At 70.2% G+C, this 15,843-nt stretch carries 16 protein-coding genes and 1 pseudogene; 13 read left to right on the top strand and 4 right to left on the bottom strand.

Annotated features, from left to right (window positions below; translation table 11 throughout):
• Positions 1-83 precede the first annotated feature (83 nt).
• A complete protein-coding gene (locus BX283_RS37000) occupies positions 84-740 on the bottom strand; it encodes a GNAT family N-acetyltransferase (protein WP_101391747.1) in 657 nt (218 codons plus the stop codon).
• 477 nt (positions 741-1,217) lie between these two features.
• Here BX283_RS37000 and BX283_RS36995 point away from each other — a divergent pair, with 477 nt between their 5' ends.
• Entirely contained in the window at positions 1,218-2,048 is an 831-nt protein-coding gene (locus tag BX283_RS36995; RefSeq protein ID WP_101391746.1) for a PIG-L family deacetylase, read from the top strand.
• A 236-nt stretch (positions 2,049-2,284) separates the two neighbouring features.
• Positions 2,285-2,818 carry a tetratricopeptide repeat protein gene (locus tag BX283_RS36990; RefSeq protein ID WP_180357374.1) on the top strand — a complete coding sequence of 178 codons (534 nt, stop codon included), beginning with the start codon at positions 2,285-2,287 and terminating at the stop codon, positions 2,816-2,818.
• Here BX283_RS36990 and BX283_RS36985 read toward each other — a convergent pair.
• Complete coding sequence (locus BX283_RS36985; RefSeq protein WP_143676567.1) at positions 2,791-3,201, bottom strand: hypothetical protein; 411 nt, start codon at positions 3,199-3,201, stop codon at positions 2,791-2,793. The genes BX283_RS36990 and BX283_RS36985 overlap by 28 nt on opposite strands.
• Before the next feature lie 394 nt (positions 3,202-3,595).
• Here BX283_RS36985 and BX283_RS36980 point away from each other — a divergent pair, with 394 nt between their 5' ends.
• Together BX283_RS36980 and BX283_RS36975 are read left to right on the top strand one after the other, a co-directional pair.
• Positions 3,596-4,567 carry a hypothetical protein gene (locus BX283_RS36980; protein ID WP_101391743.1) on the top strand — a complete coding sequence of 324 codons (972 nt, stop codon included), beginning with the start codon at positions 3,596-3,598 and terminating at the stop codon, positions 4,565-4,567.
• 275 nt (positions 4,568-4,842) lie between these two features.
• Entirely contained in the window at positions 4,843-6,030 is a 1,188-nt protein-coding gene (locus tag BX283_RS36975; RefSeq protein ID WP_101391742.1) for a low temperature requirement protein A, read from the top strand.
• Positions 6,031-6,065: 35 nt separating this feature from the next.
• Here the strand turns inward: BX283_RS36975 and BX283_RS36970 are convergent, their stop codons facing one another.
• Entirely contained in the window at positions 6,066-6,917 is an 852-nt protein-coding gene (locus BX283_RS36970) for a LysR family transcriptional regulator (protein WP_257584136.1), read from the bottom strand.
• An 81-nt stretch (positions 6,918-6,998) separates the two neighbouring features.
• Here BX283_RS36970 and BX283_RS36965 point away from each other — a divergent pair, with 81 nt between their 5' ends.
• Positions 6,999-7,541: a cupin domain-containing protein gene (locus BX283_RS36965; RefSeq protein ID WP_180357373.1), complete on the top strand. Its 543-nt coding sequence runs from the start codon at positions 6,999-7,001 to the stop codon at positions 7,539-7,541.
• Positions 7,542-7,570: 29 nt separating this feature from the next.
• On the opposite strand, the gene BX283_RS36960 is transcribed toward BX283_RS36965, so the two are convergent.
• Entirely contained in the window at positions 7,571-8,416 is an 846-nt protein-coding gene (locus BX283_RS36960) for an SDR family oxidoreductase (RefSeq protein WP_101391739.1), read from the bottom strand.
• A gap of 132 nt (positions 8,417-8,548) precedes the next feature.
• Between BX283_RS36960 and BX283_RS36955 the strand changes: the two genes are divergently transcribed.
• From BX283_RS36955 to BX283_RS36920, 8 genes and pseudogenes are all read left to right on the top strand, one after another.
• Positions 8,549-9,139: a TetR/AcrR family transcriptional regulator gene (locus BX283_RS36955; RefSeq protein WP_101391738.1), complete on the top strand. Its 591-nt coding sequence runs from the start codon at positions 8,549-8,551 to the stop codon at positions 9,137-9,139.
• A gap of 140 nt (positions 9,140-9,279) precedes the next feature.
• Positions 9,280-9,983 (top strand): annotated as a pseudogene (locus BX283_RS36950) (HEAT repeat domain-containing protein).
• 3 nt (positions 9,984-9,986) lie between these two features.
• A complete protein-coding gene (locus BX283_RS36945; protein WP_101391736.1) occupies positions 9,987-10,991 on the top strand; it encodes a MerR family transcriptional regulator in 1,005 nt (334 codons plus the stop codon).
• Positions 10,992-11,146: 155 nt separating this feature from the next.
• Positions 11,147-12,361 (top strand): sensor histidine kinase, encoded by a 1,215-nt coding sequence (locus tag BX283_RS36940; RefSeq protein ID WP_257584134.1) that lies wholly within the window; start codon positions 11,147-11,149, stop codon positions 12,359-12,361.
• A 14-nt stretch (positions 12,362-12,375) separates the two neighbouring features.
• Positions 12,376-13,059 (top strand): response regulator transcription factor, encoded by a 684-nt coding sequence (locus BX283_RS36935; RefSeq protein WP_101392815.1) that lies wholly within the window; start codon positions 12,376-12,378, stop codon positions 13,057-13,059.
• Between the two features lie 20 nt (positions 13,060-13,079).
• Positions 13,080-13,337: an alpha/beta fold hydrolase gene (locus BX283_RS36930; RefSeq protein ID WP_257584132.1), complete on the top strand. Its 258-nt coding sequence runs from the start codon at positions 13,080-13,082 to the stop codon at positions 13,335-13,337.
• 143 nt (positions 13,338-13,480) lie between these two features.
• Positions 13,481-14,560, top strand: coding sequence for an LLM class flavin-dependent oxidoreductase (locus BX283_RS36925; protein WP_101392814.1), 1,080 nt, complete (start codon positions 13,481-13,483; stop codon positions 14,558-14,560).
• A 171-nt stretch (positions 14,561-14,731) separates the two neighbouring features.
• On the top strand, positions 14,732-15,502 hold the full coding sequence (locus BX283_RS36920) for an alpha/beta fold hydrolase (RefSeq protein ID WP_306822842.1): 771 nt from the start codon (positions 14,732-14,734) through the stop codon (positions 15,500-15,502).
• The last annotated feature ends 341 nt before the right edge of the window (positions 15,503-15,843 follow it).

Raw genomic sequence — 15,843 nt, 5'->3', positions numbered from 1 at the left:
CGGGGCTTCCACAGAAAGCCGGTGAGGCGGTGAGGCGGTGCCCTGTTCAGCGGGTGACACGGTCTCCGCTATCGGCCATGGTTCTACGGCTGCACCGCCACCACCGGAGGGAGTACGGCCGGACGGTCCAGGTACGCCAGGACCGCCCGCTTCGCCGGCAGATACACCTCCGGCAGGTCGATCTCCGGCAGGGTGATCTCTCCCTGCCGCACGAACCCGAGGCGGTTCAGGAGTGCGACGGCCTTCTCGTTGCGGGCGTCCGGCTCGGCCACCGCGCGCCGGACGGCCGGGTCGCGGAACGTGAAGCGGATGAGCGCGTCCACCAGGGTGCGGCTGAAGCCGGGGCGGGGCCGGTCCGTCACCGGTGCCAGCATCAGGTGGACGCCGATGTCGCCCTCCTGTACCTGGTAGCACTCGCTGATGCGGTCCTCGGTCGGCTCGTACGTCTGGAACAGGGCCACCGGCTCGTCGTCCAGGCGGACCAGGAACGCGTGATGGGTGTCGCGGCGGTCCACGTCCTCGTAGATCTCCTGGACCAGTTCCCGGCTGGCGCCGTTCATGCCCCAGAACTGCGCCCGCTCCTGCACGACCCAGGCGTGCAGCACGGCGCAGTCCGCGGCCGGATCGACCGGTGTGAAGCGGAGGGTGCCGAAGCCCTCCACGGTCTCGGTGTACACGTCCGCGCGCGAGGGCGGCGTGAGGGGTACGGGGGAAGCGAGGGTGGTGGACTCGGGTCTCATGCGGCGTTCCTGTTCCTTCGTGGAGGCATGGCGGACCCCGCGAGCGCCCTGCGAAGGGACGCACGAGGTGCGATTAGGTTAGGCTCGCCTAACCGTAAATGACGGAGGCCACAATTAACAGATCACCCTGTTTCTTCAGTCCCGCCGCTGTTCGGCGTGGCCCCCGGCACCCTGCCGCGCACCTCTCCCCCGACACCCACACCCGCGCCGCCCCGGCCCGCGGCTTCTGCCTGACCCCTTGATCCGGAGGCGTGCCGATATACGGAGGGAACAACCGGTCCGCGCGGCGTTGTTGCACCAAGAACAAGAAAGAGACCGGTGCCGCGCGGGCGGGGAGCAGGGAAATCAACAGACCGTCCTGTCGCGATACGGGACACCTCGGGTTCGCGGTACGCCCGGTCATCCGACGGAGACGGGGCGACCACTCATGCGCGCGGCGGCCCCGGACCGAGACGTTGTCACCATGGAGGACTTTTCGTGACTAGCCGACCCTTGACGCTCATGGCGGTACACGCCCACCCCGACGACGAGGCCACGGGAACAGGAGGGGTCCTGGCACGGTACGCGGCGGAGGGCGTGCGCACGGTCCTCGTGACGTGTACCGACGGCGCTTGCGGTGACGGGCCAGGGGGCGTCAAGCCGGGCGAGCCCGGACACGACCCGGCGGCCGTCGCCTTGATGCGGCGTCAGGAACTGGAGAGCAGCTGCGACATCCTGAAGGTCAGCCATCTGGAGATGCTGGACTACGCCGACTCCGGGATGATGGGCTGGCCGACCAATGACGCCCCCGGTTCCTTCTGGCGGACACCCGTCGAGGAGGGCGCTGCCCGACTCGCGGAACTCTTGCGGCGCTACCAACCCGATGTGATCGTCACGTACGACGAGAACGGCTTCTACGGCCACCCCGACCATATCCAGGCCAACCGCATCACGATGGCAGCGCTGGAGATGACCGGGCTGACGCCGAAGGTGTACTGGACGACGGCGCCCCGCTCGATGATGCAGCGGTTCGGAGAGGTCATGCGCGAGTTCGGTGACGGGCAGGAACCAGATCCTGCCGAGGCCGCCGCGCTGGCCGAGATCGGACTCCCCGACGAGGAGATCACCACCTGGGTCGACACCACCGCGTTCGGCGCCCAGAAGTTCGACGCGCTGGCCGCACACGCCAGCCAGGGCGAGAACATCTTCTTCCTCAAGATGGGCCAGGAGAGGTTCACCGAGTTGATGGGCGTCGAGACCTTCGTACGCATCCAGGACACCACCGGCGCGGCCGTGCCGGAGAACGACCTCTTCGCCGGGCTGCGCTGAACCACCCGGGTGGCTTGTTCACGTAGGCCCCGCTCCGGCGGGTCTTGATCATCAAGGTGGCTTAGGTCGGGGGTGTGGCGGCGGCGTAAGACGCCCGCCCGTCACGCCCCCCGGAGCCGGGCCGGGCCGGGCCCGCGGCCCGCCTGACCGGCGACCCCGGGCTCCCGCTGGCCGCGTTCGCCGCCGAACTGGCCGACTCCCGTACGCGGCTGGGCTCTTTGCACTACGACGACAGCGTGCGCGCCGCGTTCGCCCTCTCGTTCCGGCGGCTTGCCCAGGTAGCGCTGGTGAAGGGCGACGGCCTTCCACCACCCGACGTCGAGTTGGCGGGGGCCCTCGACAACCTCAGCAGGGCCCTGGGCGACCTGGGCCTGCACACCGCGGCACTGGCCCAGGCACGCGAGGGCGTGGAGATCCGCCGCCGCCAAGTCGCGTCGGCGCCCGGTGGATACGAAGCCATGCCGGCCGACGCCGTGGTCAACCTCGCCGCCCACCTCCTGGCGACGGGCGACACGGCAGGGGCAATGGAGCACGCCCACGAAGGGGTCGCCCTCTACCGGCAGTTGGCCGCCGAATCACCCCATGGGTCCGGCCCCGACCTCGCGAACGCACTGGGCACCCTGGGCCTGTGCTGCGCGCGGGCCGGCCGGTGGGCAGCGGCGCGCGAGGCCCACGCCGAGGCCACCGCTGTCCTCGGCACGCCCGCCTGCCCCCCCCAGACGACCATCTCCTGGCTCGGAAGTCAGCCCACGGTGAGGGTGCGCATCTGACGGGCTACCGGATCGGAATGGTCGATGTAGATCGACAGCCAGGTGGTCGCACGCTCTCCCGGCTTGAGCTTGCGGTTATGCCCGTTCTGGTACTCGGTCATCACGGCCGTGAAGCGCTGGGTCTTGTTGTTGCAGACGAGCTGCTTGCCCTCCACCCACTGGTTGGCGGCGGTGCCCTCAGCCGTCAGCCCGATGTTGAGCGTGCGCCCGGCGTTGGGCTTGCACCGGTAGCTCAGGACCACCACGTTCGGCGCGGTCACCTTCTGAGCGGCAACCATCTCGGGTGCCGGAAACGGCTTCCCCTCGGCGGACGCGCCCCCGGCGGCCGTGGCGAGGGCGGCAAAGGCCATCACGAGTGACCAGCCCGTCTTACCTGCGTGCATCGGTTCCCCCATCCGTATTGCGGCCACCGAACGCTGGACCGTCTGCCCCCTCCCCGGGGCACCCGCAGCATGGCAGCACGTCAGGAAACACGCGTCAAACCAGGGGAGGAACCCCGGGTAAACCCTCGCTGTACCGGTATCCAGCCACCGCGGGTAAACCACGCGGTACGGGTATCCAGCCACCTCGGAATGCTGACCGGGCCCACACCGGGCGGCCGACATAGCAGGGCCGTGCCGCCCCACGTGGCGGCGGCCAACCGGGGGATATTCGGCGTTCGCGACGACGGGCCAGAGGCGGCGCGGCAACGGGCGTGCTGTGCTGACCTACGCACCACGCTCACCCCGACGGTCGACGTCCCATCGACTCGACCAGTTGACCGGATGAGGAGAAACCATGTCCCAGCCGCCCCGGCCCGCCCGGCGCCCCCTCCGCCCCGCCTGCGCTGTCCTCGCCGGCCTCGCCCTGGCGCTCTCGGCGGCGACCCCGGCCGTCGCCGTCTCGCCCCCGCTGTCCCACCCCCGCACCGTCCGGCACTTCGACCTGGCCAAGGGACAACAGCCCGAGAACATCGCCCTTGAGCCGGACGGCTCCGCTGATCTCACGCTGTCCTTCGCACGTCAGATCGCCCGGGTCGACCGCAAGGGCCACCTGGCCATCCTCGCCACCCTGCCCGCCCCCGCCCAACCCCACACGGCGCTCATCGGCAAGGCGCTCGTCACCGGCATCGCCCGTGCCCACGACGGCACGCTCTACTTCGGCTACGCCACCGGCACCAAGGCCCTGCACGGCATCTGGCGCCTGCGCCCCGGCGGCCGGCCCGAGCGGATCGCCGCCCTCCCCGTGACCGGTTTCCCCAACGGCCTCGCCCTCGACGAGGACGAACACTGCCTCTACGCCGCCGACTCGGCGCTCGGCGTGGTCCACGCCGTCGCGACGCACGGCGGCACCGTCAGGACCTGGTCCGACGACAAGCTGCTCAAGCCCCCCACCGCGTTCGGCGCCAACGGCCTCAAGGTGCACCACCACGCCGTCTGGGTCAGCAACACCGACACCGGCACCCTGCTGCGCATCCCCATCCGCCGCAACGGCACGGCCGGACCCGCCGAGGTCCGCGCGAGCGGCCTGCCGGGCATCGACGACTTCGCCTTCACCGGACACGGCGACGCCGTGATCGCCACCCTGAACGTCCGCAACGAAGCGGTCTACATCGCCGCCAACGGCACTCACCACACCGTACTCACCGGCGGCGACGGTCTGTCCAACCCCACCTCGGTGGCGGTACGCGGCCACGCCGTCTACGTCCCGAGCGCCGCCTACTTCACCGGCACGAACCCCAACCTCCTCCGCGCCCACCTCCAGCGCTGACCACCTCGACGTAGGTGAGTCGATGGGCAACTGGGCTGCGAGGCGGACGGGCGGGCCCGCGCTGCCCGACGATGACCCCATGCCGTCGGGTCGGCGGCGGTTCGAACCTTGCGGGTTCGATCACCGCAGGGTGATGGCCGCCGGCACTCCACTGGTACTACGGCCGACCGGCCTTGGCTGGCTGCGGCCGCCCGCCGCCGGGCCGGGGCGTCTTCGTTCGGCTGGGCTAGTGTGTCGGCCGCACATGGGAACGACATGCCTACTGGGGGAAACGTATGTCTGCCGTCGACGGCCCGGCGCGGGCGAGCGAGAGCGCCGTGGGGCGCCGGGTCTCCACCCTGGAGCTCTTCTTCGACCTCGTCTTCGTCTTCACGATCACACAGCTGACCGTGCTGCTCAGCCACGACCTGTCCTTCGCCCAGGCAGGCCGGGTGCTGCTGATCTTCGCCGTCCTCTTCTGGATGTACGGCGCCTACGCCTACCTCACCAACCAGGTGCCGCCCGAGACCAATGCCCGCCGCATTCCGCTGATCCTGGGCATGTGCGGCTTCCTCACCTGCGCCCTGGCCATCCCACGGGTGTTCACCACGGACGGCGTCGCGTTCGGCCTCGGCTACCTCCTGGTCACCGTGGTCCACGGCGCCCTGTACGCCCTCCTGCACGGTCGGCACGTCCTCAGCTTCGCGCTCACCAACGTCCTCGCCGCGCTGTGCGTCACGGCGGCGGGCACCGTGAGCGGCCGGGCCGCCGAAACGCTCTGGCTGGCCGCGCTGGTCCTGCAGGCCATCACTCCCGTCCTCTCCAGCCGCATCACCACCGACGTCGACGGCGACCGCGTCCCCGTGACGGGCCGCGTCGGCGAACTCGACCCGGCGCACTTCGTGGAGCGTCACGGGCTGCTCCTCATCGTCGCGTTCGGCGAGTCCGTGATCGCCATCGGTGTCGGCTCCGGCGACCTCAGGCTGGACTGGGGCCTGTTCGGCGGCGTGGTGCTCGCCCTCGCCCTGACGACCGCGCTGTGGTGGACCTACTTCATCCGCGACGAGGAGGCCGCCGAGCAGGCGCTGCGGGCCGTGTCCGGGCTGGCCAGGTTCCGGGTGACGATGCTGGCGTACTACTACAGCTTCGTACCGATGCTGCTCGGCGTCGCGGTGCTCGCGGCCGGGGTGAAGAAGTCCGTCGGGCACCTCCCGGACCACCTCCCGACGGCGCCGGCCATCGCGTTGGCGGGCGGTGTGGCGCTGTTCCTCGCGGGAAACGTCGCCTTCCGCGCGGTGCTGCACATCCCGCCCCTGCGCTTCCGCGCGGCCGGCGCCGCGGCCGTCCTCGCCACGATCCCGCTCGGGACGCGTCTCTCTTCCCTGGCCGAGTTGTTCGCCCTGGTGCTCGTTCTGATCGCGATGCTGCTTGCCGAAGCACTCTGGGCGCCTTGCGTACACGACGACAGGGCGAGCGCCGTGTGATCGCGCCCGTCCGCAGCAGCACCGATCGCCGGAACTCACCGGTGGTACGCGGCCGTCGCGATCTCGACAAAGGATCGGACCAACGGGTTCGTGTCGCCCTCGTTCCAGACCACCACCACGCGGCTCGGTGCCATGTCGACCAGCGGCACCACCGCCAGCTCCGCGGGCAGGTCGTACCCGAGCGGGGCCAGGCCGACCGTGCCGTTCCACAGCACGGCCTGCAGGCACTCCTGGACGGCGCGCACCACTGAGCCCTGGCGTGGCCGGCCGCCGTTCCAGTACGCCTGCCAGAGGGGGTCGGTGTCCTGCGGGAACTGGAACCAGCGGCGGTCGCTCAGCTCGGCCAGCCGCAGCCCGTCGCGGCTGGCCAGCGGATCGTCGGCGCGCAGGACCACACCGACCGGATCGGTGCGCAGCACACGCGTCATCAGAGCGGTCTCGTCGAACGGCGCCCGGGTCAGGGCGACATCGACCAGCCCCCCGCGCAGCCCGCACGTGGGGTCGGTCAGGTCGGTGGCGCGGATACGAATGTCGATGCCCGGGTGACTGCGGCGGTAGGCGGCGGCCAGCCTCAACACTCCCGGGTCGGTACTGTCGCCCAGGATGCCGACGGTGACGGTCGCGACGCCGGCCGCCGCACTCACCCGTACGCCCACACGGTCGGCGTGGGCAAGCAGGGCCCGCGCCTCGTCGAGCAGCACCGTGCCCACCGGCGTGAGTGTGACGCCGCTCGGCGAGCGGGCGAAGAGCAGCGCCCCGACATCGGCCTCCAGACGCTTGATCGCCCGGCTCAGTGGCGGCTGGCTCATGTGCAGCCGGACGGCGGCCCGGCCGAAGTGGCGTTCCTCGGCGACCGCCACGAAGTAACGCAAGGTCCGTAGCTCCACGCTGCAACGATACCGATCGAGTATCAGCACGGCGGAACGGGTTTTGGACGCGGGAAGGGCCGCGGCGGTGCACTGGTGAGCATGACCGAAGAAACACCGGCCAACGAGCCCCAGACCGTCCCTGCGGTATCCGTGGTGGGTCCCGGCGACGGTGAGACGATCGTCCTGGGCACCACGCGTATGCGCGTTCTGGAGGACGGCAGTCACACCGGGCACCGCCTCGCGGTCGCCGAGTCCGTGCTCGCCCCGCACACCCAAGGTCCGCCGCAGCACCGTCACGGCCAACACGACGAGGGCTTCTACATCCTCTCCGGCACCGTGCGGTTCACTGTCGGGGAAGAGGACTACGACGCTGTAACGGGCACGCTCGTGATGGTTCCGCCCGGCACCCCTCACACCTTCGCCAACCCGACCGACCAACCCGCCGTCATGCTCAGCACGTTCACCCCCGACCTGTACCTCCAGTACTTCCGAGACCTCCACAACGTGCTCGCCGACGGCCGGCCGCTGACGCCACAGGCCCATGCCGCCGCGATGAGCCGCTACGCAACCGAGCCAGCTGATGCCCCAGGCCGACGGCACCGCCGCTCCCCACGGCTCCAGCAAGACGTACCACGCGCGTAAGGCGTGGGCGGGCGCGGTGAGATCACAAGTCAACGCACCCAGGCCCCCGTGAGGTTCTGGACCGCGGAGCCGTCGACGTCGGCGAGGGTGGTGGCGACGAAGTCGCGGGCCCACTGCGAGGTCTGGACGCGGAAGGGCGGGCGGCCGGCCGTCAGGGCGTCCACGATCGGGGCGGCTGCCTCGGCCGGGGTCTGGGCGTTGCTGAAGGACTGCCGGGTACGGTTGATGTAGGCCTCCAGCGCCGGGCCGTAGGGCCCTGCGGCGGCGAGCAGCGTAGGGATGTCCAGGCCGAGGTTGGCGACGAACTCGCTCGCCACCGCGCCCGGCTCGACCACGGTGACGTCGACCCCGACGGTCGCGGCGACCGGCGCGAGGGACTGCATGAAGCCCTCGACGGCGAACTTGGCCGCGCAGTACGCCTCGTTGAAGGGCTGGCCGACAGCGCCGCCGACGCTGCTGACGGTGATCACCCGACCCTTGGACGCGCGCAGGTGCGGCAGGGCGGCCCGGGTCACCGCCACCACGCCGAAGAAGTTGACTTCCATGGCCGCGCGGACGTCGTCGACACTGCTCTGCTCGATGGTGCCGACCTGAGCGGCGCCGGCGTTGTTGACCAGCGCGTCGAGGCGGCCGTGCTCGGCGACGACCTCGTCCAGGCAGGCGGTGACGCCGGCGGAGTCGGTCACGTCCAGGCGCTTGACCTGGATCCGGTCCGCGACACCCGCCTCCTCGGCGGCCTTGAGCAGGACCTCGGCCTTGCCCGTGTCGCGCATGGTGGCGATGGTCGCCCAGCCCGCCCGGGCGGTGCCGATGGCGGCGGCCAGGCCGATGCCGGAGGACGTACCGGTGATCAGAACCGTTTTCGGGGAGGTCATGAGGTTCTTCCTCGCATGGGGAGCAGAACGGGCCGGAACCCGTAACCGGGGAGTTCCCCAGTTATCCGGAACGGTAAACGGGGATCTCCCCGGTTGTCCAGCTAGACTGGCCGCTGACGAAGGGGAGCAGCCTTGACCAGCAAGCCGAGCGTGTTGCGCGCCGATGCCCGCCGCAACCGGGAGCGCATTCTCGAAGCGGCCGTGCGCGCCTTCTCCGAGAAGGGGCCGGACGTGGCGATCGACACGATCGCCAAGGCCGCGGGCGTCGGCTCGGCCACGCTCTACCGCCACTTCCCCACCCGCGAGGCGCTGGTCGAGGCGGCCTACCGCAACGAACTGGCCCGTGTCTGCGACAGCGCGGCGACGCTGCTCGCCGCCCATGCGCCGGATCGGGCGATCCGCCTGTGGATGGACGCCTTCATCGACTACCTGGCTGCCAAGCAGGGCATGGCGGACGCCCTGCGGGCCGCGGTCGCCTCCGGTGCGGACCCCTTCGCCGAGACCCTCGACAAGCTCGGCGCCGCGCTCACCACCCTCCTGGACGCCGGCGCCGACGCCGGTCTCCTGCGCCCGGACATCGACCCCTTCGACGTCGGCTTCAGCCTGGCCGGCGTCGCACTGATCACCAGCGCTCCCGACCAACGCGAACGGGCCGGCCGCCTCCTCGACCTGCTCCTCGACGGCCTCCGGTACGGAGCGGACGGGCAACCGGCCGGTTCTTGACCCGATTCCGGCCACCCCGCCACATACGGCATCCGCGGCCGCACACCCATCCGGCGCCCCCTCCCCCGGCACCGCGCCGACATCCGCCGCTCCACGCTGCCGGGCCAGTGCCGGCGGGCGCTCCACTTGACCTTGACACAGTGACAAGGCCTTCACTGCTGGCCAAGGAGGTGGTCCGATGACGATCACAGAGCAGGACACGAATGCGATACGCGCACTCCAGGCGCTGGAGGACAGCCGCTCCTCCGTACGGCTGCGGGCCGCTCTGGCGGTCGGCACGACACCCGATCCTCAGTTCATCGGCAAGCTCCTCGAGCGCTGCGCGGTCGAGCCGGAGTTCTTCGTCCGCGACATGCTGACCTGGGCGCTCACCCGCCACCCGGTGTCCCTGACGCTCCCCGAGCTGATCCGCGCGGTCCGCTGCGAGCAGCCGCAGGAACGGAGTCAGGCGCTGCACACGCTGTCCAAGATCGGAGACCGGCGGGCATGGCCGGTGATCACACGGGAGTTGCTGTCCGACGCCGACGACGAAGTCGCGCGGACCGCCTGGCGGACCGCGGTCGTCCTCGTCCCGGAGGGCGAGGAGCCCGCGTTGGCCGCGGTGCTGGCGACACAGCTCGGGCGCGGCAACCGGGAGACCCAGCTGAGCCTGAGCCGGGCACTGGTCGCGCTGGGCGACGTTGTCGTACCGGCTCTGCGTGCTGCGACGTCGACCCCTGGCGTACGCGCACACGCGCTCGCCACCGAACGGCTGCTGCACGACCCGGACACCGGATTCGAGTTCGCGATCGAAGAGGCGAAGCGCGTCGTGGCTCTCGGCGGGGACGGGCAGAAGGGAAGATAAGACGTGTTGATCGGTGAGGTGGCGCGACGGTCCGGGGTCAGTGCCCGCATGCTCAGGCATTACGAATCGCTCGGCCTGGTACGGCCTTCGGGTCGTACGGGCTCCGGCTATCGGGAGTACTCCCCCGAGGACATCCGGCGGATCTTCCAGATCGAGAGCCTGCGGTCACTGGGGCTGTCGCTGCGCGAGATCGGGCGCGCGCTCGACGACCCCGGATCCACTCCGTCGGCGCTCGTCGGCGACCTCATCCGACAGACGCGCGAACGCATCGCGGCGGAAACCGAGCTGCTCACGCAGCTGCGCCGGATCGACGCCACGGAACCCGAAGACTTGGAGGACGTCCTCCAAGTCGTCGCGCTCCTCCAGGCGTTGGGATCGAAGAGCGCCGACGCACGCCAGCGCGCGGCCCTGTCCTCGGTCGCCGAGGTTCCGGTACCGGTGGAGGCCCTGGTCGAGGCGGTGCTGAGCGAGACGGATCCGAATGTCGCCGGAGCCCTTCGATGGGCCCTGGCGCGATCGGGCGACAGCGGCTCTGCCCTGCTGGCGCGGGGCCTCGACTCCCCGGTGGCCGCCGTGCGCGAAAGTGCCGTTCGCTCGCTCGCCGAACTGCCCGGCGGCGAGGCCACCGAGCAGCTGCGAGCCGCTCTCGCGAACCCCGACGTCGTGGTCCGCGGGGTCGCGGCCCTGGCACTGGGCACGCGGGGAGTGGCCGAGGGGATCCCGACGCTCATCGACATGATCGAGCAGGGCAGGAACGACACCGACGCGGCCGATGCGCTGAGCGTGCTGGCGAGCGACACCGCGACGGCGGATCGGATCGCGACCGGGCTCGTCGACCGCCTCGCCCACGACGCCACCACCGCGCCCGCACGCGGGCGGCTGACCCAGGCACTGGCGGGCATCCCGGGCGCCACGGCGTCACGTGCCCTCATGGAGCTGTCGCACGACGAGGAACGTGCCGTCGCGCTGACCGCGACGTACCTTCTTCAACTGCGCGCCGCAGGGTGACGGATCCGGCGTGCGGTGGCCCGACGTGGCGGCGGATTTGGAGGGGCTGGCGTGTCCTGTACGCGGCGGCCGAGGCGCACGGCTCGACTTCGCCGGCCCGTGGCTTCAACCGCCAGGCTGATGACACCAGTTGGGCCCGGCGATAGCGTCGAGCGATGCGTACGAAGATCACGACGCCCGGCGGCACCTGGCCCGTCCGTCGGCGGCGGCAGATGTTCGACATCACGCTCGCCGCCGCCATCGCCGCGAGTGCCTGCGTCACCGGACACGAATACCATCCCGCCGGATGGGCCCTCTTCGACAGCCGCGCCTACCTGCTCAGCTGCCTGGTGGCGCTGCCCGTGGTCTGGCGAAGGGCGGCCCCGATGTCCGCCCTGGCCGCCACGTGCGCGGCGTACTCCCTGTATCTGGCTCTCGGATACCAGCCCACGGTGAACTGGTGGGCGCCGATGATCGCCCTCGTCAGCCTGACGGCGCGGCGATCCCTGCGGACGTCCGCCGTGGGCGCCGTACTCACGTGCGGGGCATTGCTGCACAGCGGGCTGGCGGGTCACCTGTCACTGCTCATGTCCGCCGGGCAGGCCCTGCTCGTGTCCCTTGTCGCTGTCTTCCTCGGCCGCACTCAGCGCCTGTTGACCGAGCGCAACCGCGAACTCAGGCGACTCACCGAGCAGTTGAAGCGAGAGCAGCAGGAGCGGGCCCGGCGGGCGGTGGTGGACGAACGTATACGTATCGCCAGGGAACTGCACGATGTCGTCGCCCACCATATGTCGGTGATCACGGTCCAGGCCGGACTGGCCGGATATGTCTTCTCGTCGGAGCCCGACACCGCCCGCGCCGCGTTGGACAACATCGCCGGGGCGGGCCGTGAGGCGCTGGCGGATCTGCGTAGGCTCCTGTCCGTGCTCCGGGTCGACGTCGACGAGGACGACGTCCCCGACCCACAGGAAACCGCCGCGTCCGCGCTCAGCAGGCTCGACGAACTTGCCGCACGCGTGAGGGCGACCGGTGTCGACGTCGCGATCCGGACCGAGGGAGAGCCCGACTCCCTGCCTCCAGGACTGGAGATGTGCGCGTTCCGGGTCGTACAGGAGGCGCTGACCAACGTGGTCAAACACGCGGGCAGAACCCGGGCGGAGATCACCGTCGGATACCTTCCGGACACCCTGGTCATCACCGTGCGCGACGACGGCGGGACCGCCGATCCCGTCGCATCGCCCCAGGGCTCCGGGCAAGGCTTGATCGGTATGCGCGAGAGAGCAAAAGCCTACGGAGGTACGCTAGTTGCCGGTGCGCGCCGCGAAGGGGGATTCGAAGTCCGGCTCACCCTGCCGACCGACGACGCGCGACGGGTAACGGAGACTGCTTGACCGCGGTGGACATCATGGGGGAGCCCGCTGTGACCAGAGTGCTGGTTGTGGACGACCAAGACCTCATTCGGGCGGGACTGGCAGCCATCCTGCGCGCCACCCCCGGATTCTCGTCCGTCCTGGAGACCGCGGACGGCGAGACGGCCGTGACCATGGCAGCGGAACACCACCCGGACGTGATCCTGATGGACATCCGTCTGCCGGGCATGAACGGCATCACGACGACCGAGCGCATCCTGGCCCAGCGCACCTCCCCCGCACCCAAGATCATCGTCCTGACGACCTTCGACACGGACGAGTACGTGTACGGCGCACTGCGCGCCGGTTCCTGCGGCTTCCTCCTCAAGGACATCCCGCCGGACCGCCTCATCGCCGCGATCTCGGCGATCCGGTCCGGCGACATGCTCTTCGCGCCGTCCGTGACGCGCCGGCTGATCGAGGCCTACGCACCACGACCGGGCGAGGCCGCCCGCCGACCCGAGAGCCTGCACCAGCTCACCGTGCGCGAGACGGAAGTGCTCCGATTAGTCGGAAAGGGGCTGGCCAATGATGAAATCGCCCATGAGCTGTATGTGAGCGAGGCAACCGTCAAGACCCATATCCACCGCACCATGCACAAGCTCGACCTGCGCAGCCGCGCCCAAGCCGTAGTCACCGCCTACGAAACCGGCCTCGTGGTCCCGGGCGGCGCGAGATAGAGCCATGCCATGATCACACAATGGCCTTCTCATCATCAGGACAGGTTGCGACCCCCGTACTGGACATCGCCTACGAGTACGCGGGTGATCCCGATGCCACGCCGGTGATCCCGCTCCATGGATTCCCCTACGACGTAAGGGCGTTCGACGACGTCGCCACGGGCCTGGCCGGCCAGGGTGCCTACGTACTCGCACCGTATCTGCGCGGCTTCGGGCCGACCCGGTTCCGGGACGGTACGACTGTCCGCTCCGGGCAGCAGGCAGCACTCGCCTGCTGACCCGCTGACGAGGCGGCCCTTCTCCAGGGGGCCACCCCGCCCCGCAACGCCACAAGTTCACGCGACTTTGCCGCTGCCCTGCTCCGGGACCTGCCATGCTGGGCAGGTTCGATGCGATCGATCCTCACACCTCGGAGGTATTGATGCGTGCAGGCGTGGTTGTCGCCGCGCAGCCCGGTGCGGAGAAACTCGCCGTGCGGGCCGAGGAGTTGGGCTTGCACAGCTTCTGGGTCAACGACACCCCGATGGTCCACGGCGACCCGTTCGTCGCCCTGAGCCTGTGCGCGAAGGCCACCAGCCGCATCAGGCTCGGCATCGGCGTGACCTCACCGGCGCTGCGCTCGGCCCCGGCCACCGCGAGCGGACTCGTCAGCCTCAACGCCCTGGCACCGGGCCGGATCATCTGCGGCGTCGGCACCGGGAACACCGCCCGGCGCACTCTGGGCATGCGGCCGACCACTGCGGCCAGGCTGGAGAACTTCACCGCCGTGCTGCAGGACCTGTGTGCCGGGCGTTCGACCGAGTACCGCGAAGGCGACCGGGTCCGCGACATCCGGTTCCTGCACGCCGGGGCGCACGTGAACACGGCCGACCCGATCGAGTTCGTCGTGGCCGCGCTGCTCGGACCGAAGGCCGCCGCCGTCGCCGGCCGCCGGGGCACCGGCCTCATCTCCTTCGGCCTGCTGGACCCCGCCGGGTGGCAGGCGCTGCACGAGACCCGCCGCCACGCCGCCCAGGACACACCCCGCGAACCCGACTCCCCCACGGGCTCCCGGGTGGACTCCTACGTGGTAACCGCGCTCCACCTGCTCGACGAGGACGAGGACCCCCACGGCGACGCGGCCCGGGACGCGACGGGCCACCTCGTCCTGTCGCTGCTGGCCTTCGCCGCCGACACTGCCGCCGACACACCCGCCCTCGTCGAGCAACTCGGCTCCGACGAACGCGAGGCGGTACGTCGGCTCCTGGACCGGCGCGGCACCACCGCCACCGCGCCGGACCGGCACACCAAGCTCTACCCCAACTACCTCGGACGCATCGCACCGCAGGACCGGGACCTGGTCGTGCCCTCGCTGATGAACACCCTGGCCCTGGTCGGCACCCGCGACGACCTCCTCGCCCGCATCACCACCCTGGAACAGGCCGGCGTCGACGAACTCCTCATCCAGCCGGTGATCGACCCACCCACCGAGATGGCTGTGCTCGCGAAACTTCTCACCTGAGCTGACCGACGCACTGCGGCCGGGCCGGACCCCCGACGCGATGGCAGCCCGCACATCACAGGAAGCAGTAGTGCGTGGTGCTCATGAATGCACCATCACGATTCCACGAGACTCCGCGGAAGCCCCTCGCGCCGATCCCCAGCCAGGAGACCCGCACCTAGTATGCGCGTCATGCGTGAGTTCTTCACAGTTGATCAGCGGCGCTTGTCCTTCCTGGACTTCGGTGGCCCGGGACTCCCGATTCTGGCGTTTCACGGGCATTACAACGAGGCCTCGGTGTTCGCCCCGCTGGCTGAGGCGCTGGCGCCGCGGTGGAGAGTGATTGCTCTGGACCAGCGTGGACATGGTGAGTCCGACCGTGCCGAAAGCTACCAACGGGCCGACTACGTCGCTGACATCGCCGCTTTCCACCGTCATCTCGGGCTCGGCCCGGTTCCGGTTCTCGGTCACTCCTTGGGCGGTGTGAATGCCTATCAATACGCCGCCCGGCACACAGGCCAGGTCACCGCTCTGATCGTCGAGGACGTCGGCGCCGTGGTCGACGCCGACTGGTCGTTGACCACGCAGCTGCCCCGCCAGGCACCCTCCCGCCAGGCATTGGCCTCGGCTCTCGGATCGATGGCGCCCTACCTCGAGTGTTCCTTCCGCCAGTTCGACGACGGCTGGGGATACTCGTTCGACATGGATCACACGGTGCGGTCCCACAAGGCCCTCACCGGCGACTACTGGGGTGACTGGGAGGCGGTGACCTGCCCGACCCTCCTGGTGCGCGGAACGGACAGCGTTGTACTGACGCAGGACCATGCCCGGGAAATGATCGCCCGCCGGGCCGGTCAGGCCCGGCTGGCCGAACTCCCGGCCGGGCACGTCGTGCATTGTGACGCCCCCGACCAGTTCACCACTACGGTACGCACGTTCCTGTCCCAACTGCCCACGGCGTAAACGGAACTCCCGACAAACCCACGGGGACACGGCAGAAGAGGGCTGGGCCGCTCGGCGCCCCTTCGAGGAACCGGGCAGGCTGGTGCGGTACACCGGCTCTCAGCCACCACGGCAGGCCAGGAAGCGGATACTCCACGCGGGCCGGACCGGTCCTGACGACGAGGGGTTGCGTCGCGCTCAGGACGCGTTGACCGACCATGACGTGTTTCCCTCGCGTATACGACTGCACTTGGCCGCACCGCAGGAACTGGCGGAGATGCCCCGGCAGTCGGTGCATCTGCTGGTCGCCTACCGCGATGCCGTGGTGAGCGGGGAGCCGCACCATGAGGTGGAAGTCGCCT

The organism is Streptomyces sp. TLI_146 (assembly GCF_002846415.1).
Classification (GTDB): Bacteria; Actinomycetota; Actinomycetes; order Streptomycetales; family Streptomycetaceae; genus Streptomyces.
This window is presented reverse-complemented; position numbering and strand designations above follow the sequence as displayed.